Below are 15,995 nucleotides of genomic sequence, written 5' to 3' on the forward strand. Positions count from 1 at the left end.
AACCATCCAACTTCACCACAGAAATCTAATCTATTCTTCACTTCGTTTTAATAACTTAATAATAAAATTTTACTTAATAAGCATACACAAGCGAATAACATATATGATATGATACTTAAAAATTACAAAGAATAGTTGCCAAGTGTGTGAAAAATAGTAAAAAACGACAACCCAACTATAGAACGCTGGGTGTTTTTTTTTGTATTTTATCGTTGCACATTTAACGTAACTTTGGATAGTTATGACAAAAATTTGATAAAAGTTGGTATATTTTATGTGGAAGCCGGATCGATCAAGCAAAACGCCTATCTATCAACAAATTGCAGATTACATGGAACACCGCATAGCATTTGGAGAGTTCCCACCTGGGAGTACACTTCCTTCCGAACGAAAATTGGCCGCCGTACTGCGAGTTAACCGAAGTACTGTTGTTGCTGCATACGAAGAACTTCGTGCTACTGGCATACTGGTAAGTAGTAAAGGCAACGGTACAATTGTTTCCAATCTCAATGAGGAGAACGCGACTAACCAAACTCCTAACTGGAAAGAGTACGTAGAAGGTGGGAATTTTCTCCCCAATCAACCATTCGTACGCCGTATTCGCGAGGAATTACTTCACAAAAAGGGGCTTATCGACTTTGCAAGCGGTCAGTTGTCACCGGATCTATATCCGCAAGATATCGTCCGTGAACTGTTACAAAAGCGTCCTTTCTATGAACAACTCGGTTACGATAACCCTCAGGGGTGCGCACAGCTTAGAGAAACGCTTGTTTCATTTCTTGCTCAGCATCTTGGCATTCATACGACATACTCATCTATATTAATTTCATCTGGTTCCCAACAGTCTATATATTTAATTTTACAGTGTTTACTAAATCCGGGAGACGCAGTTGCGATTGAAGACCCTTCTTACTGTTATTCGCTGCCCATGTTTCAATCAGCTGGTCTTCGATTATTCCGATTACCCATGGATGAACACGGGATAAACCCCGAAGAAGTGATAGCGTTATATCGCAAGCACAAAATCCGCATGTTATTTGTTAACCCTAATTTCCAAAATCCAACGGGTAGTGTAATGCCAACCGATCGAAAAATTCGATTGCTTGAAATTGCATCGGAGCTCGGCATACCTATAGTTGAAGATGATACCTTTTCATTAACAGCCTTCGATGGACACCCACCTCCTACTTTGAAATCATTAGATAAGAATAACAATGTCTTATATATCGGATCCCTATCCAAAACAGCCACATCTGGCTTACGAATTGGTTGGTTAATTGCGCCACAATCCGTCATTAGTCGCTTATCCGATGCTAGACAACAGATGGATTTCGGCTTGAGCAGCATTCCGCAGTGGCTTGCCAATCATTTTATTAAGGAAGGTCATCTTGATAATCACATTCCTATCTTACGTACAGAATTAGCAAAGAAAAGAAATGAACTCATTCGAGGACTAACTGAAATCATGGGAGATACGATTTCATATTCCATACCTCAAGGCGGGCTTACGCTTTGGTGTAGAATCAATCGTGAAGTTGATGAATTTAAATGGCTCGAAGACTCCACCAAGAGAGGCGTTATCTTTGTACCGGGCACTGTGTATGGGTCCAGTAAAGGGTGGATCCGCTTAAGCTTTGCAAGGCCTTATTTCCATGAAATTTTCCCTGGCATTCAACAACTCCATGCTGCATTAGAAAATGTGCAATAAGTAATGACCCCAAAGGCTGCTAATTTGCGGCCTTTTTCTATTCATTTTATTATTCTCTCAACCAACCTTTTAAAAGATAGTAACTTATTTAAGTGTAGATGCAACCTTTTTATCAACAGTGCCGTTTATGTTTCTGAAACACAAAAAAACATATGAGGTGAAACAAAATGAAAAAAACAATCAAAACCTTTACGCTAACTGCAGCAACTGCATTGCTATCCCTATCTTTGGTCGGCCAAAGCTTTGCAGCTACTAGCTCATTCACTGACCTAAACAATCTTGCGTCAAAAGATAAAATTATTGCCCTACAACAAAGTGGTATTGTTGGCGGAATTACTTCAACATTATTTGCTCCACAAGAAAAACTTACGGCAGCCCAATCCGTACAACTACTAGTGAATGCACTAGGACTTAATTTAGATTTAGTCAACTTCGTGAAAGAGCCGAAAGCAACTGATTATTTTGCGAATGCTTCCAATGACGCTTGGTACGCTCAGGCACTTATCGTTGCAGCTGTCAACAATGTTGAACTTCCCAAAGATCTCAATCCTGCCAAAAAAATAACACGCGAAGAGTTCACACATCAGCTCGTTCGTGCAATGGAATTGAGTAAGAAACTCCCTTTGATTAACCCAGTTGTCGTCGATATTAAAGATGGTGATCAAATAACCGTTGATTATTCGGGATCGATCCAACGTGGACTTAAATACGGGATCATCAAATTGAATACCGATGGTACATTCAATCCTAAAGATGAAATTACACGTGCTGAGGCTGCCGAGGAAGTATTTCAAGCCCTTGATTATTTGAAAACTCATCAAACCCCGGTCACAAACAATGACCCTATCTCAGCAACACAAGGTGTTCAACTTATCACGGATGCACTTGGTAAATTGGGTACGGATATCCAAATCAAGATTGATCCAGATGCCAAAGTGACACGCGAATCGTTCACCTATCTTCTCGTTCACACGTTCCAAACCAGTGAGAAATTACCGATGATTAAACTAAATCCTGTCGATATCAAAGATAATGACAAAATTGACTTATCCAATGTTGGCGCAATTCAAACCGCGCTTGCATTAGATATCGTCGAGCTGCAAGCAGATGGTACTTTCCATCCGCAGGATGGCATTACCCTTGCAGAAGCAACAGAAATCACAAATCAAGCGGTTAAAGCTGCCGAGAGGTTAAAGAAGTAAAATTCAAAAAAGCAGACCCATTCTTGAATGGGCCTGCTTTTCCTTTTATTTATCCAAGATTAGCTGCTTGTCGTTTATACAAATCTTCTAATACTAAGCACGCCATCGCTTCAACCACGGGTACAATTCGTGGGCAAATACATGGATCATGTCGACCTATTGTTCGAATTTCTTGTTCCTCCCCATTCACATTTAGCGTCTTCTGAGCAACAGAGATGGAAGAAGTCGGCTTAACGCTAATTCGGAATATAATTTCTTGTCCCGTACTAATCCCGCCTAGAATTCCTCCGGAATGATTACTGAGAAATCCGTCATTGTTCATTTCATCATTATGCTCACTGCCTAACATGGAGGCAGCTGAGAACCCCGCACCAAATTCAATCCCCTTAACAGCACCTATAGAGAGCATCGCTTTCGCCAATTCAGCATCCAATTTATCGAATACAGGCTCACCAAGACCAGGCATAACACCACGAATACGGCATTCTACGATGCCTCCACAACTATCACCAATCGCAGCTAATTCCTCAATTTTTTCTATCATTTTAGCTCCAGCAATCGGATCACATGCACGTACCGCATTGCGTTCAATCGCATCTTCATCGAAGGTCTGACATGGAATTCCACCGATTTCAAGGGTGTACGCCAACACTTGTACACCTCTATGTTCAAGCAGCTTACGCGCAATTGCACCACCTGCTACCCTGCCCGCTGTTTCTCTGCCCGAAGCACGCCCACTTCCGCGATAATCACGGATTCCATATTTCTGCAGATACGTGAAGTCCGCATGGCCAGGTCGAAAAGAGTTCTGGATATCATTATAAGCTTCCGGCTTCATATCTTGATTATAGAGATTGACGAAAAGCGGCGTACCCGTCGTTTTCCCTTCAAAAACACCTGACAAGATATGAATGATATCGTATTCTTTGCGTGGGGAGGTCACCGAGGATTGACCGGGCTTTCTTCGATCCATCTGTTTCTGAATATAGGCTTCATCGATCTCGATGCCTGGCGTTACACCATCCACAATGACGCCTACCGCGGCTCCATGTGATTCTCCGAAAGTTGTAATTTTGAAAATTTCACCGAAAGTATTCCCTGCCATATGATTGTAAACCTCCTATTTAGTAAGTAACTTCTACACCTAACGTAGATAATTGTTCAAAATAACCTGGACATGTCTTGGATACACACCCTGGATCTGCAATACGGATATTCTCCGCTCTTAGCCCGATTAGAGACAAAGCCATAGCCATCCGATGATCGTCATGCGAATCTACCAAAGCAGCCAAAGGTTGCCCAGGATAGATCGTTAAACCATCTTCATGTTCCTCCACACGGATGCCAAGCTTGCCGAGTTCACTACACATAGCAGCAATACGATCGCATTCATGATGTCGAATATGAGCCGCATCGATGAGCCTAATAGGTCCATCCGCAAAAGGAGCCATAGCAGCGATCGTCAATGTTTGATCGGACCATTTCTTCATACTTCGTGTAAAACCACCTTTGAGCTGTTGTGTACCCTGTACTTCAACAAAATTCTCGCCGCGTTGAACGGAACACCCCATACGCTCTAATACATCTAGCATCTCTATATCAGGTTGACTCGTGCTTCGTGCGTCAATACCTTCGATCCGTACACAGCCTGATGTTAAGGCAGCTAAGGCCCAGAAATAACAACAGGTAGAGACATCTGGTTCAAGTTGCAACGTCTGTGCTTGATACGTCCCTGAAGGAACACTAATCGATTGTCCGTCATCTGAAACCATCGGTGTGATACCAAATTCAGCCATCATGTCCATGGTCAATTGTACATAATCCCTTTGTACAATTTCACCCTCCACCTGGATGGTTAATGGTGCTTCCGAATAGGGAGCGGCAAGTAGAACTCCACTTATAAATTGACTGGACGTTGATCCAGGCAATTTTACGTTGCCACCTTTGAGACCAGTAGCATCCAGTTCGCAAGGCAATCGATGTTCAGCCTCCAAATAATTGAACGAAGCTCCTAGCGCTGAAAGCGCCAAAAGTAAGGGGGCAAGTGGGCGTTCACTTAATCGTTTACTCCCTTTGATCGTCCATTTCCCTCGTCCGATAGCCAAAGCTGCTGGCAAGAACCGTGCAACCGTACCTGCTGCCCCCATATATAGCTCACCAGACGAATTGGGCCAATTCCCCCCACAACCATCCACATAAGCAGTTTCTCCCTCGATGATGACAGACACTCCTAGTTTGGTTAATGCTTCTATACACCAATACGAATCATCGCTTTTCAAAATACCACCTAACTGTGATCTCCCCTCAGCTAGCGCGGCAATCAATAACGCTCGGTTCGTCAGACTTTTACTACCAGGTACTCGGATGGTTCCTGTTACGTGCGATTTAGGTGGACTAATTCGCACTTCCGATATCCCCTTATTCGTCGACCAGGGAGAACGCGCTTCCCAATCCCATTGATGCATTGCCATTTTCGCCACCTCTTTTGTGTTTTTGCTATATGCCAATTATAATCAGTACTATGAAATAAATGAAATTGGAATATACATATCTTGTCATAGAGGTGATCTATATCAGATGATCAATTTAGAATGGTATCGGATTTTTTTACACACGGCCAAATGCCGTAATTTAACGAAAGCAGCGCAAGAACTTCATATAACGCAACCATCCGTAAGTTACGCCATTAAGCAAATGGAAGAGGCGGTCGGGCTTAAATTGTTTCATCGTCTATCGAAAGGCGTTGAGCTCACAGAAGAAGGACGTACGCTCTTTGACTATGTGGAACAATCCTTTGCTATGTTGGATTCGGGACAGAAGCATCTTCACAATCTTAAACAATTACATCAAGGTGAGATTCGGATCGGGGCAAGTGATTCATTGATTAAGCACCTCCTCTTGCCTCAGTTGAATGCGTATCATCAACAATATCCAGGTATACGGATTCGGTTATCTCATGGAAAAACGGGTGAGATTACGAAGCGTTTGAAGGAAGGTGAGATAGACTGTGCCATCGTTCATCTGCCGATTGAAGATTCTGAGTTGACGATTCACACACTAGCAGTGTTGGAGGATTGTTTTGTGGTTGGGGAAGATTTCCGAGAATGGACGAACCATCCTCTCTCAACGAAGGAACTCGCGGAGCTACCTTTAATCTTTTTATCTCCAGGGAGCAGTACTAGAGTGTCTATTGAAAAATGGTTTGCAGCGCAAGGGTTCGCGGTGAATCCAGATATTGAATTAGGCAATATTGATCTCTTAGCGGAGTTCGCGAGGTTAGGTTACGGGGTTGCCTTCATAAGTCGATCATTCGTGCAGGATGAGCTTCAATCAGGAACTCTTTATGAACTCACACTGGAAGAACCACTTCCACCGCGCAGCATTGGGTTAGCCCTTCGTCGAGATATGAAATTATCCGTAGCCGCTGAAGGTTTTGTCCAAATTTTGCATAGATAGTTGGGCGTAAATGAACGATATACCTTATTCCAACGTCTTAATTAAGAAAGAAATTTAACTGTTTAAGGAGTACATGAATGAAAAATTTTCTCACATCACGATTAAACTGGACTAGAATTAGCGAACAACTGGAGTCATATTGGGAAGCCAATGTACTAAAATGGAAGAAACGGTTAAACCCTTTGACGAATAAAATTGGATTTGGCATCTACTTTTATAAAAACATGACCTTAAACCTCAATCGTTTGAACAAAGAAATCTTACAAATTGCTGAGGATCATATCAACCCTTCACTGCTGAAGAAACCCGAGTTCCCCAGTTTTATCTCCGTTGTTGATGGTATTACTGCGTCCACGATGGTTATGAAACTACCCAATCATATCACGAAGCAAATCACGTCAATGGTCAGAGCGCTCCCTGGGTTTAAATCCCTACAAGCCATCGCTTGCGAGTATGGGTACAAATGTGAGCTGCATTACAATCAAGGGAAAGCATTTTTCGGATCCTTGCAGATTCACTTTATTAAAATCAACACGTTTCCATCGCTGCCTGCTTGAATCCTAACTTACCCCCACTACCGTATCAAAATAAAAAAAATCTCCTTAGTTGGAGATTTTTTTACTATTTACGTCTATTCAATTGTGTATCGAATAAAGGCTAGCAAGGCTAATAAACCTGCTGCGATCGAGATGACGTAGAAAGAAGTAAGCCTAACCCACTTTGTGCCTGTTTTCTGAAAATAGGACTGATCCCCTTCACGATTTTTACGAGAAAAACCGATGATAAATGTCGATAATAAACCAAATAGTAAAATAACAGAAAAAATCACAAAATATATGGATGTATTCATAAGAAAAGCGACCACCCTTCTTTTATCTAATTTAAATGTTTTCAACTAAATTATATAGGAGCTTGTATGATAAATCATATACATCCTCTTCCATGTTCATACAAATTTCAAAAAGTATTTCTGAGTATGACGCGAAAATGTCATTTTTCATGAATTGAGTTACCTTAACATATATTATGTAAACTTTTTACGTTTCTTATTGATCCCCTTACGGGAAACATTTATTATAATTGTATTTTCAATTGCAGACAGTTTCCTTCGACCGTTATGCTACTCCTATACACTTTATTTATTGGAGGCCAAAACGATGTTAAAAATCGGAATTATTCTCGGCAGCACTCGACCTGGACGTAGAGGCGAAGTCGTCGCTCAGTGGGTACACGAAGTTGCAAGTAAACGCACTGATGCCTTATTTGAGATCGTCGATCTGGCAGATTTTAATTTACCACTTTATGATGAACCTCATCCACCTATGATGATGAAATATACAAAAGAACATACCATTGCTTGGTCAAACGCAATTCAAGGTTACGACGGATACATTTTCGTGACGCCAGAGTATAACCATGCCGTTCCAGCGGCGCTGAAGAATGCGCTCGATTTCCTATTCAATGAATGGAAAGATAAAGCTGCTGGGATCGTCAGCTATGGTGGTGGTACTGGTGGAGCGCGTGCAGCTGAGAACCTAAGGCTCATCTTAGCCGAATTGCATATTGCCGGCGTACGTGCTCAAGTAACGCTGTCCCTCTTTACTGATTTTGAGAACTTCACCGTGCTCAAGCCCAATCCGCGTCAAGAGACTGCTGCGAACACCATGTTTGATCAAGTCCTCGCTTGGAGTGGGGCTTTGAAAACATTGCGTTAAGATCTTCTTTTATCTAGGTTAGGTTAAATCCTGATATTGATTTGTACGATAAGAAAACCGCCCCCTTGAAGAGGCGGTTTATTGTGCTACTATGTGTTGAAGAATCACTATGTCCACTTGGTTCTAGTTCTAAATAGTAACCTGCTCAGTTATTTAAAACTGATTCGTTGATTCTATCCTATACAAGCGGTAAAGTAACCTCGAACCTTGTTCCAAATCCTTTTCGAGAGGTAGCTGTCATATATCCTTTGTGATTTTCAATAATACGATAACAAATTGATAATCCTAGGCCTACACCATTTTCTTTTGTTGAAAAAAATGGATTCAATATCTGATCAAGTTCTACTTTCGTCATTCCCACTCCGTTATCTTCAATGATGATTTTAAATTCTTGATTGTCAGTATCTAACTCAGTACATAGTTGAATAAATCCATTCTTTTCAATGGATTCAATTGCGTTCTGAAGTAGGTTAACTAATACTTGTTTAATCTGAGAAGGGTCAATCATCGCTACTGTTAATTCATCATCGTAACTGGCTGTAATTGATGTGTTTTTCAAAATGGCTTGACTATTCATAAAGCGAATGGTGTCTGTCAATAATTCTTTCATATCAATTGCTCTTCTCTCTGGCGTACTAGGCTTCGCCATGACTACAAAATCTGAGACCAATTGTTTCATACTTTGAAGCTCGATATCAATTAAACCAACGTATTTCTGAAATTTTTGTTGATCATTAGATCGCTGTAAGAGCTGGAAAAAGCCAATAATTGAGGTTAATGGATTCCGAATCTCATGAGCTAATCCAGCTGCCATTTTCCCAATTGCTGAGAATTTTTCAGAGTTAATGATTTGCTTCTCCAAGATTACTCGTTCTGTAATGTCACGAAACTGAGCGAATGCACCAAGCAATTCACCTCGTTCATTTAAGATTGGCAGCACATCAAAAAGACACACATTTTCTTGATTTAACGAATAACGAAAAGTGAGCTCGATATTTTCACACTGCTTACGATATTTGAGTGCTTGATAGAAATAGCTGCCAAAATGTTCAAATGGAAAAACCGGGGTGCCTGTAACGCTCCGTCGATTTCTTCCTGTTATCTTTTCAGCGAAAGCATTAAATTCTGTAATGATTCCTCTCTCATCTGTCATAATGATACCATTTCGCATATTATCCACTACAAGCTGCTGTATGAGGTTTTGATTATGATTTGTAAGGCGTAGTGACAATTCTCGTTCAATAGAGTCCACCATATTTGCAAGCAGAGCTAAATAAGTATGATTATGATGCTCGACAGAAGTCATGATTGAAATTGAACCTGAGAGGCTGTGGTAATTTGTGAAATGAAATGGGACGCAGTAACAAGCAGCATTCTCCAACATTGTATGGTAGTGTTCCGCGCCTATAATTTGAATAGGCTTTTGTTCTTGAAGTGCAAGAGCAACTACATTTGTCCCCATATATTCTTCATCAAACTTAATGCCGACTTTGATGCCTAATTGATTTATCATCGACTTCATAGTTTTGTCACCATATGTATCTAAAAGGTAGCCATTGTCATTGCTTACAACTATTAGATGAGGCGTCCCTGACAATAACGCTAATATTTTTTTCGAAAAATATTTGGTGACAACAAGGATCTCCCTATATTTGTCCTTCTCTTCATGCAGTTGTATTTCTGATAACTTAAACCCCGGAGCTGGTATTTCCGAAGGGTCCATCCCCCGTTCCAAACACCTTTGGCGGGAATTTACGATCCATTTATTCATATGACTCTCCTCAATTTAATAGCAGCTTCAAATAGTATTATAATTTTAAATTAACAATTCTTACTGCTCCAGATCGTAGTGGCAACGAGTGAATTTAGCAGAATTGCATGCTAAAGACCCCCTCGATTACCGAAGGGATTCGTCTACATGTGTTACTAATCCTAATCCTTACTGGGAACGGTAATAATAATCATATTTATGAGGACAAACAAACAAAATCTCGAAGTAATTGACTTATCCCTCTCTGAAGGGTCTTTCAGAGCTTGTATGCGTCTTTCTTGACTATTATAGCATTTACTTCTAAATCAAAAAGCTACTCGTTCTACTATTTTCTGACTATTATAGCATAACTGGAGCATTTGCCTAGAAAAGATGGGGAAAACGCATGCATTGAGTTTTCCGCGACACGCTGGCATATGCTCTCTCAGGTCACATTATTCAGGATAATGTCCTTTAGTTCAATCAGAGTCTTGATTCGATAGCTAGCCAGTGAGAAGTCATGTGTTTTTGTGAAGTCATTATGGACAATAGCACAGTCGATACCAGCCGCCACGGCTGAGTTCAACCCTCTGTTTGAATCCTCTACGACCAGGGTCTCTTCTTTGGTAGCTCCGAAGCGCTTCAGGCCTGTCAAGTATGGTTCCGGGTGCGGCTTGGTGCGCTCGTAGTCCTCGCGAACAAGGACGAATTCCATCAATTGTCTAATCTGGCGCTTTTCATGAATAAGTTGAAAATCCGCACGTTTAGAAGTCGTCACGATGGCCATACGGACGTACTTTGATAGTTGGGTTAGAGTTTCAACTACACCTTCAATCTCTATGGCTTCTGTTCTTAGATATTCCTGATAATAAACGTTGCGGACCTCACGCTGCTTGCTGATGGTTTGTTCATCAATACCTGCCGCCAAAGCTTGGGACCAAGTACCCAATGACTGAGTCATGTCGCGGAGGTATTGATCTTTATCCAAGGTAAATCCAATGTCAGCCAGAGCGCGTTCTCCCGCTTTGTAATACCAGAATTCAGTATCAACCAGAACACCATCATGATCGAAGAGTATGAACTTTTTCATTGTTTCGTTCTCCTTTGTCAGCTGCGCAAACATAGGTGCCATCACGCGCCTTTGATAAGATTCGATGGGTCTCCTGTTACTTCAATAGACAAAGACAGCCAACCGGCTGCCTTTGTCTATTGAAGTAACTGTTTATTCGGACCTCAACCCACAATATTTTGAATAGAACGAAGGCACTCATCAATAACATTATCGCTATCATATAATCTTTCTTTCTGAGGCTGGGTATCGTGGATTTTAATTGTGCTCATTCCATATCCCCCCTCAAATTAATGCTTAATATATGGAATATAGTACCATAATTAGCGTGTCAATCACCACCTAATCTCCTGTAAATGTGATGAAGGCTGCCGGTCATACCGGCAGCCTCTTTCACAGTGTTATTTATACAATTAAAGTTTTTTAATACGCCCTTTAAATCGCTCAATAAAACGAGCATTCGATTCATCACCGCCAGCCGCGTTTCCGCTCATCCAGATCGGCGGGTTCATTCCCTCCGCAACAAGTATGCTAATAGTTTCCGCAACCAAGGCATTTAATAAATAGGCATTGGCAAAGGTAGACATCGCTGCCACGCGCTGTTCTAATCCTTCAATTTCCAGAACAGCATCTCCCACTTGAATCTTGCAATCCAAAACAACATCTACAAGATCATGCAGGTTTTGTTTGGATGGGTGTCGCGCCGCATGATTAAGAGGGGTTTGTTGAGCATGTTTCCTCGAAGTAACGCCTATTGTTTTTACACCTCTCTTTTTTGCCTCCAAAGCTGTGTCGATGACGGCCGAATTAATCCCATATGCATTAATAAGGATGAGTAGATCCCCTTCTTGCAGTCCATAATCATCCATCACGATGTTTCCGTATCCGGGTGTACGTTCGATTGCCATGGAACGCAGTGCTCCACCGCTCAATAAAGTGCCTTCGTCAAGAATTGCACTAATGTGCATTAAACCTCCCGCACGAAAAAAGATTTCTTGAGAACCTAAATTCGAATGTCCTCCAGGTCCATAGGCATATACAATGTTATCCGCTTTGATATGATCGGCCATCATCCGAGCCGCTTGTAGAACCGATTCTCTTTCTTCGTCATGCAGCTTATTTAAATGTTCTGTAATTTGAGCTAAATATTTCGTCATTGGAGATGTATACATGAATGATTGACCTACTTTCACATTTTTAAATTCATCCAGACACGTAGTTGGCTAATAAGCGAGTTGGCCGCCGTCTACTACAATTGATTCTCCTGTTATAAAGGCCGCGTCCTCACTGGCTAGAAAAGCAAACACGCCGGCGACTTCCTGAGCTTTTCCCACTCTCCCCAGAGGGATCTTGTTACGAATATATTGCTCTACAAATTCCGAATCATCGATGGATTCTGTCAGTGGTGTCTGAATATACCCCGGACAAACGGCATTTACACGGATGTTATAACGCCCGAGTTCCAAAGCCATTGTCTTGGTTAGCAGGACAACCCCACCTTTGGATGCATTATAATGGGCATATTTTTCCTCACCCACCAATCCATTGGTCGAAGCCATGTTGAGAATACAGCCGCTCTGTTGCTTAACCATGTGACGTGAAACCCTTTGAGATACATAGAACATCCCATTCAAATTAACATTCAAAATTTGCTGCCAATGCCGATCGGTAATATCGAGAAACGATTCTTCCCAGGCTATTCCTGCATTATTGATAAGGATATCAATTCGCCCAAAGACGTTTATTGCCTGATGAATGGCATCATCAACTTGTACCGGATCGGAAATATCAACGCATAGCGGGAGAACGTTATATCCTTTATCTGTAAAATCTTTTGCCGTTTGCTCAAGTTCCAAGCCATCATTGGAAAGAAGCGCCAAATGTGCGCCTTCCGTAGCAAACCGTTCAGCAATTGCCTTCCCAATTCCGCGACCTGCGCCGGTTACCATCACGATTTGTCCGCTAAATCTGCGCATGAATGCATCTCCTCAGACTTCTTTATAAGCCATACCCATACTGATATTTTTCGTTTACGGTAACGGGCAATTTGCCGCTTGCTTGTAGAGTTCCATACAAAACTTTCAACACAGCATTAATGGCATATACACAATCGCCATACGCACAGATGCAGTTGGGAAATGGTTTCATTTTACGCATGATATAGGGGCTGCCGAAAATAAGAAGGGCTGCATCCGTATGCTGTTCCTTGATGAAATTCATCAACGTCAACTGAGACTCAGGAACCGTTCCGCTTCCTTCTTTGTATGATAAAACCCTAACAAACGTCGCATAGATGACATGAGCATAACGCTTAGCTGCCAGAGCCTGAGAGATGGCTGCCACATCTTCACTCGTCGGATGCTCCCCTACAATGATCATTTCCAAGTCATTAACATAATTGCTAAGTTGTTCACGCAGATAAGCCGATTTTCCTTTGACGACATAACCTAAATCCTCAGCTTCTCTTCCCTCTTCATCACCTCTAGTGGCGATTAGAAGTGTTTTTTGGTTAGTGAATGGCATGGTGGTTGCTTCCAGAACCGTCACCGATTTGTCAGCGATCTTCTCAGCTATTGCCCTATGCTCAGGGGCACTAACGATTCTCTGTGCTTCTTCCAAATCGATTGGACTGTTAGCGAGCAAGCCGTAATCACTTTTCACTCCCAGTATTCGTCTAACAGAACGATCGATTAGCTCGAGCTCAATTTCTCCAGTTTTCACAGCATTAAGTATGGCTTTAAATGTAATCGCAGGATCAGATTCATAATCCTGAAGAATAATGTCATGACCTGCTTTAATTGCCAGTACAGCTGCTTGCTCGATGCCATATTGTGTTTTAATCCCACGCATAGTCAGACTGTCGGAAATTAACAAACCTTGGAAACCCAATTCATCTCGCACTAAGTCCGTCATGATTGTCTTTGACAAAGTCGCAGGCACTTTCTCTTCATCGGGAGCAAGCAGTGCAGGATACAAGATATGCGCCGTCATAATGCCCATCAAGCCTTTGGGAATCAATTCTTGATAGGGCTTAAGATCCACATTCATCAAGTACTCTTTATCGCGCTCTACAATCGGCATAGCAACATGAGAGTCCTCTTGCGTATCCCCGTGTCCTGGGAAATGCTTGGCTGTTGGAATCACGCCAACCCCCTGCATGCCGCTAATAAGTTCAGAGGCTAACTCCACAATGAGATCGACTCGGTCACTGATGGCTCTTGTGTTGATGATCGGATTATCTGGGTTGGAATTGACATCAACTGTAGGGTTACTAACAACGCCAAAACCAATTGCGCGGGCTTCCTTTGCAATCGTGCATCCCATTTGGTAGGCAAGCTCCTTAGAACGAGTTGCACCTAGCGCCATCAGCGTAGGAAACGATGTGCCAAAGTTAAACGTATCCGCGAGTCCATTCTCCGCATCCAAATAAAATAAAAAAGGAGCGGAGGCTGCGGATTGAAATTCATTTACCCAGGCTACAATATCCTCTAAATTGCGCGACCCTTTTGTTGTAAACATTACAGCGCCGACTGCGCCCAGCATGCCATCCGAATTCATTTGCCTAGCTTTCTGAGCATAATCATGGCCTCTTACCACGATCATTTGTCCGATCTTTTGCTCCAGCGTTAATTGTTCCATCCACTGCTCTACCGTTTGTATCATTTGGACCATTCCTCATCATGTGTTATGGGTTGACTTTGCGTTCGAAGCAATAGATCCGCTTTGGTAATTTGCCCTATGATAATATCTTCAATTTCCGGCACGAACGATCCTCTGAAGCCGCCAAAGCAGTAATTGCAATCGACTTCGTACCCCCCCTCAGCGATCATTTTACGTGTAGGTACATAATAATAAACCCCGTTGGTATAACCGAGAACGATGGTTTTTCCACCAGGAAACATGCTCTTGAGCAATAAAGAATATTCTGTTGAGATTTCACCCTCCATCGCGATCAAGCGAGTTTCCTCATCCAGATGCCAGATGGATAGATAGATTGGCGTTCGATCCTTGACCGAGCCATCTTGGATTTGTTCAATCGTTCGATGTGCCCCCCTTTTTCGGAAATCGCCTACTTTGGAGTCGTTGATGATATTCTCGTAAAAAGGGATACCCGTTTGTTCCATATAGAGAAGTGGGTCCACAAGGATTGTCCGAAAGCTGCAGCGTATCGGGGTAAATGGTTGCTCCTCCAGGATGCTAATGATGTCTTTGGCCAAGTCTCTACCAGCCTCTTCCATTTCCGTCAAGCTGCAGCTCTTGAAAATATCACCATCCGCGCTTTTTATTGGCTTTAGCTCTCCTGCACAACCCTGAAGGAATAAGGCAGTAACCCCTGGATACGTTTCCTCTAAATAACGGCTCGTTGTTCCGGGAAAATCATTGGAAATCATATAGTTATCCGAACTCATCGAAGTTGGATGGCAGCCATAGTTATATAAAATGCCTCTTACCTCGTTCTCTTGATCAACCAGCTTTAGTACGATTAGATCCTTATCAATCTCTGCTTCGGGGTAAGGTGCCCATTTAACGCCATCTGCCGTAAGCTTCCTCCGGCTGATAGCAAAATCAGAAGTACCACGTCCAAGAAGCAACGTACCTTCTTCTAGTTGAGAAAAACACTCGTCTACTATTGAAACCAAGGTATCGCGAATATATCCGTAGAAGGACACATCCTCTGAGAAGTCTTTGCCGATACTGAAAAGCCCCACTCGCAATCTTTCATCCGCACCTGTTAGAGCGACGGAATGGTGGGTGTGCGAAAAGTTAATAAGCACTTCTTCATGCTTCAGACCAAACTTTTCTTCCAGTATGTTTTTAATCCCGACAATAAAGCTGCGATCGGATCCGACTACGTCAAGCGTAATAATCAGTAGCGTTGTATTCGCTTGAATAAGTGCTGCCTTGGCAAATAGGGGTTCGTGTACCCCCTCGCTTTTATGTGTTCGATCCCCGAACCCAGCCAGAAATATAGGTCCCTGCGGAGTAATTTCAGCTGTGGTAAGACTGAATTTCATATCCTTACACTCCCTTTGTATAGATGTTATCTAAGAGCCAAACAATGTGAAATACCATCATTTGGCTCTTACATGTTGAC

Annotated in this window: 14 protein-coding genes; 5 read left to right on the top strand and 9 right to left on the bottom strand. The window is 42.2% G+C overall.

The window, feature by feature from the left end; genetic code table 11:
- Window positions 1-274 precede the first annotated feature (274 nt).
- Both pdxR and HQN88_RS35665 read left to right on the top strand, forming a co-directional pair.
- On the top strand, window positions 275-1,708 hold the full coding sequence (gene pdxR / locus HQN88_RS35660) for a MocR-like pyridoxine biosynthesis transcription factor PdxR (protein WP_173121196.1): 1,434 nt from the start codon (window positions 275-277) through the stop codon (window positions 1,706-1,708).
- A gap of 167 nt (window positions 1,709-1,875) precedes the next feature.
- A complete protein-coding gene (locus HQN88_RS35665; RefSeq protein ID WP_173121198.1) occupies window positions 1,876-2,910 on the top strand; it encodes an S-layer homology domain-containing protein in 1,035 nt (344 codons plus the stop codon).
- 49 nt (window positions 2,911-2,959) lie between these two features.
- Here HQN88_RS35665 and aroC read toward each other — a convergent pair whose 3' ends face one another.
- On the bottom strand, window positions 2,960-4,015 hold the full coding sequence (gene aroC / locus HQN88_RS35670; protein ID WP_173121200.1) for a chorismate synthase: 1,056 nt from the start codon (window positions 4,013-4,015) through the stop codon (window positions 2,960-2,962).
- A 19-nt stretch (window positions 4,016-4,034) separates the two neighbouring features.
- A complete protein-coding gene (aroA, locus tag HQN88_RS35675) occupies window positions 4,035-5,381 on the bottom strand; it encodes a 3-phosphoshikimate 1-carboxyvinyltransferase (protein WP_173121202.1) in 1,347 nt (448 codons plus the stop codon).
- A gap of 106 nt (window positions 5,382-5,487) precedes the next feature.
- Here aroA and HQN88_RS35680 point away from each other — a divergent pair, with 106 nt between their 5' ends.
- Together HQN88_RS35680 and HQN88_RS35685 are read left to right on the top strand one after the other, a co-directional pair.
- Window positions 5,488-6,366 carry a LysR family transcriptional regulator gene (locus HQN88_RS35680; protein WP_173121204.1) on the top strand — a complete coding sequence of 293 codons (879 nt, stop codon included), beginning with the start codon at window positions 5,488-5,490 and terminating at the stop codon, window positions 6,364-6,366.
- 77 nt (window positions 6,367-6,443) lie between these two features.
- Window positions 6,444-6,923: a hypothetical protein gene (locus HQN88_RS35685; RefSeq protein WP_173121206.1), complete on the top strand. Its 480-nt coding sequence runs from the start codon at window positions 6,444-6,446 to the stop codon at window positions 6,921-6,923.
- Window positions 6,924-6,997: 74 nt separating this feature from the next.
- Here the strand turns inward: HQN88_RS35685 and HQN88_RS35690 are convergent, their stop codons facing one another.
- Entirely contained in the window at window positions 6,998-7,216 is a 219-nt protein-coding gene (locus HQN88_RS35690; RefSeq protein WP_173121208.1) for a hypothetical protein, read from the bottom strand.
- 307 nt (window positions 7,217-7,523) lie between these two features.
- Between HQN88_RS35690 and HQN88_RS35695 the strand changes: the two genes are divergently transcribed.
- Complete coding sequence (locus HQN88_RS35695; RefSeq protein ID WP_173121210.1) at window positions 7,524-8,081, top strand: NADPH-dependent FMN reductase; 558 nt, start codon at window positions 7,524-7,526, stop codon at window positions 8,079-8,081.
- Window positions 8,082-8,259: 178 nt separating this feature from the next.
- On the opposite strand, the gene HQN88_RS35700 is transcribed toward HQN88_RS35695, so the two are convergent.
- The 6 genes from HQN88_RS35700 to HQN88_RS35725 all read right to left on the bottom strand — a co-directional run bounded on the left by HQN88_RS35700 (window position 8,260) and on the right by HQN88_RS35725 (window position 15,915).
- Window positions 8,260-9,852, bottom strand: a complete 1,593-nt coding sequence (locus HQN88_RS35700; RefSeq protein WP_173121212.1) for an ATP-binding protein — start codon at window positions 9,850-9,852, stop codon at window positions 8,260-8,262.
- Between the two features lie 424 nt (window positions 9,853-10,276).
- Window positions 10,277-10,921 (bottom strand): HAD family hydrolase, encoded by a 645-nt coding sequence (locus tag HQN88_RS35705; protein ID WP_173121214.1) that lies wholly within the window; start codon window positions 10,919-10,921, stop codon window positions 10,277-10,279.
- A 392-nt stretch (window positions 10,922-11,313) separates the two neighbouring features.
- Window positions 11,314-12,072 (bottom strand): sugar isomerase domain-containing protein, encoded by a 759-nt coding sequence (locus tag HQN88_RS35710; protein ID WP_173121216.1) that lies wholly within the window; start codon window positions 12,070-12,072, stop codon window positions 11,314-11,316.
- A gap of 51 nt (window positions 12,073-12,123) precedes the next feature.
- Entirely contained in the window at window positions 12,124-12,876 is a 753-nt protein-coding gene (locus tag HQN88_RS35715; protein ID WP_173121218.1) for an SDR family NAD(P)-dependent oxidoreductase, read from the bottom strand.
- A gap of 22 nt (window positions 12,877-12,898) precedes the next feature.
- Window positions 12,899-14,563, bottom strand: a complete 1,665-nt coding sequence (locus tag HQN88_RS35720) for a glycoside hydrolase family 3 protein (protein ID WP_173121220.1) — start codon at window positions 14,561-14,563, stop codon at window positions 12,899-12,901.
- Entirely contained in the window at window positions 14,560-15,915 is a 1,356-nt protein-coding gene (locus HQN88_RS35725) for a neutral/alkaline non-lysosomal ceramidase N-terminal domain-containing protein (RefSeq protein WP_173121222.1), read from the bottom strand. Before HQN88_RS35725 ends, HQN88_RS35720 begins: the two co-directional genes overlap by 4 nt.
- Window positions 15,916-15,995: the final 80 nt, after the last annotated feature.

Source organism: Paenibacillus qinlingensis, assembly GCF_013204845.1.
In the GTDB taxonomy this organism is placed as follows: domain Bacteria; phylum Bacillota; class Bacilli; order Paenibacillales; family NBRC-103111; genus Paenibacillus_E; species Paenibacillus_E qinlingensis.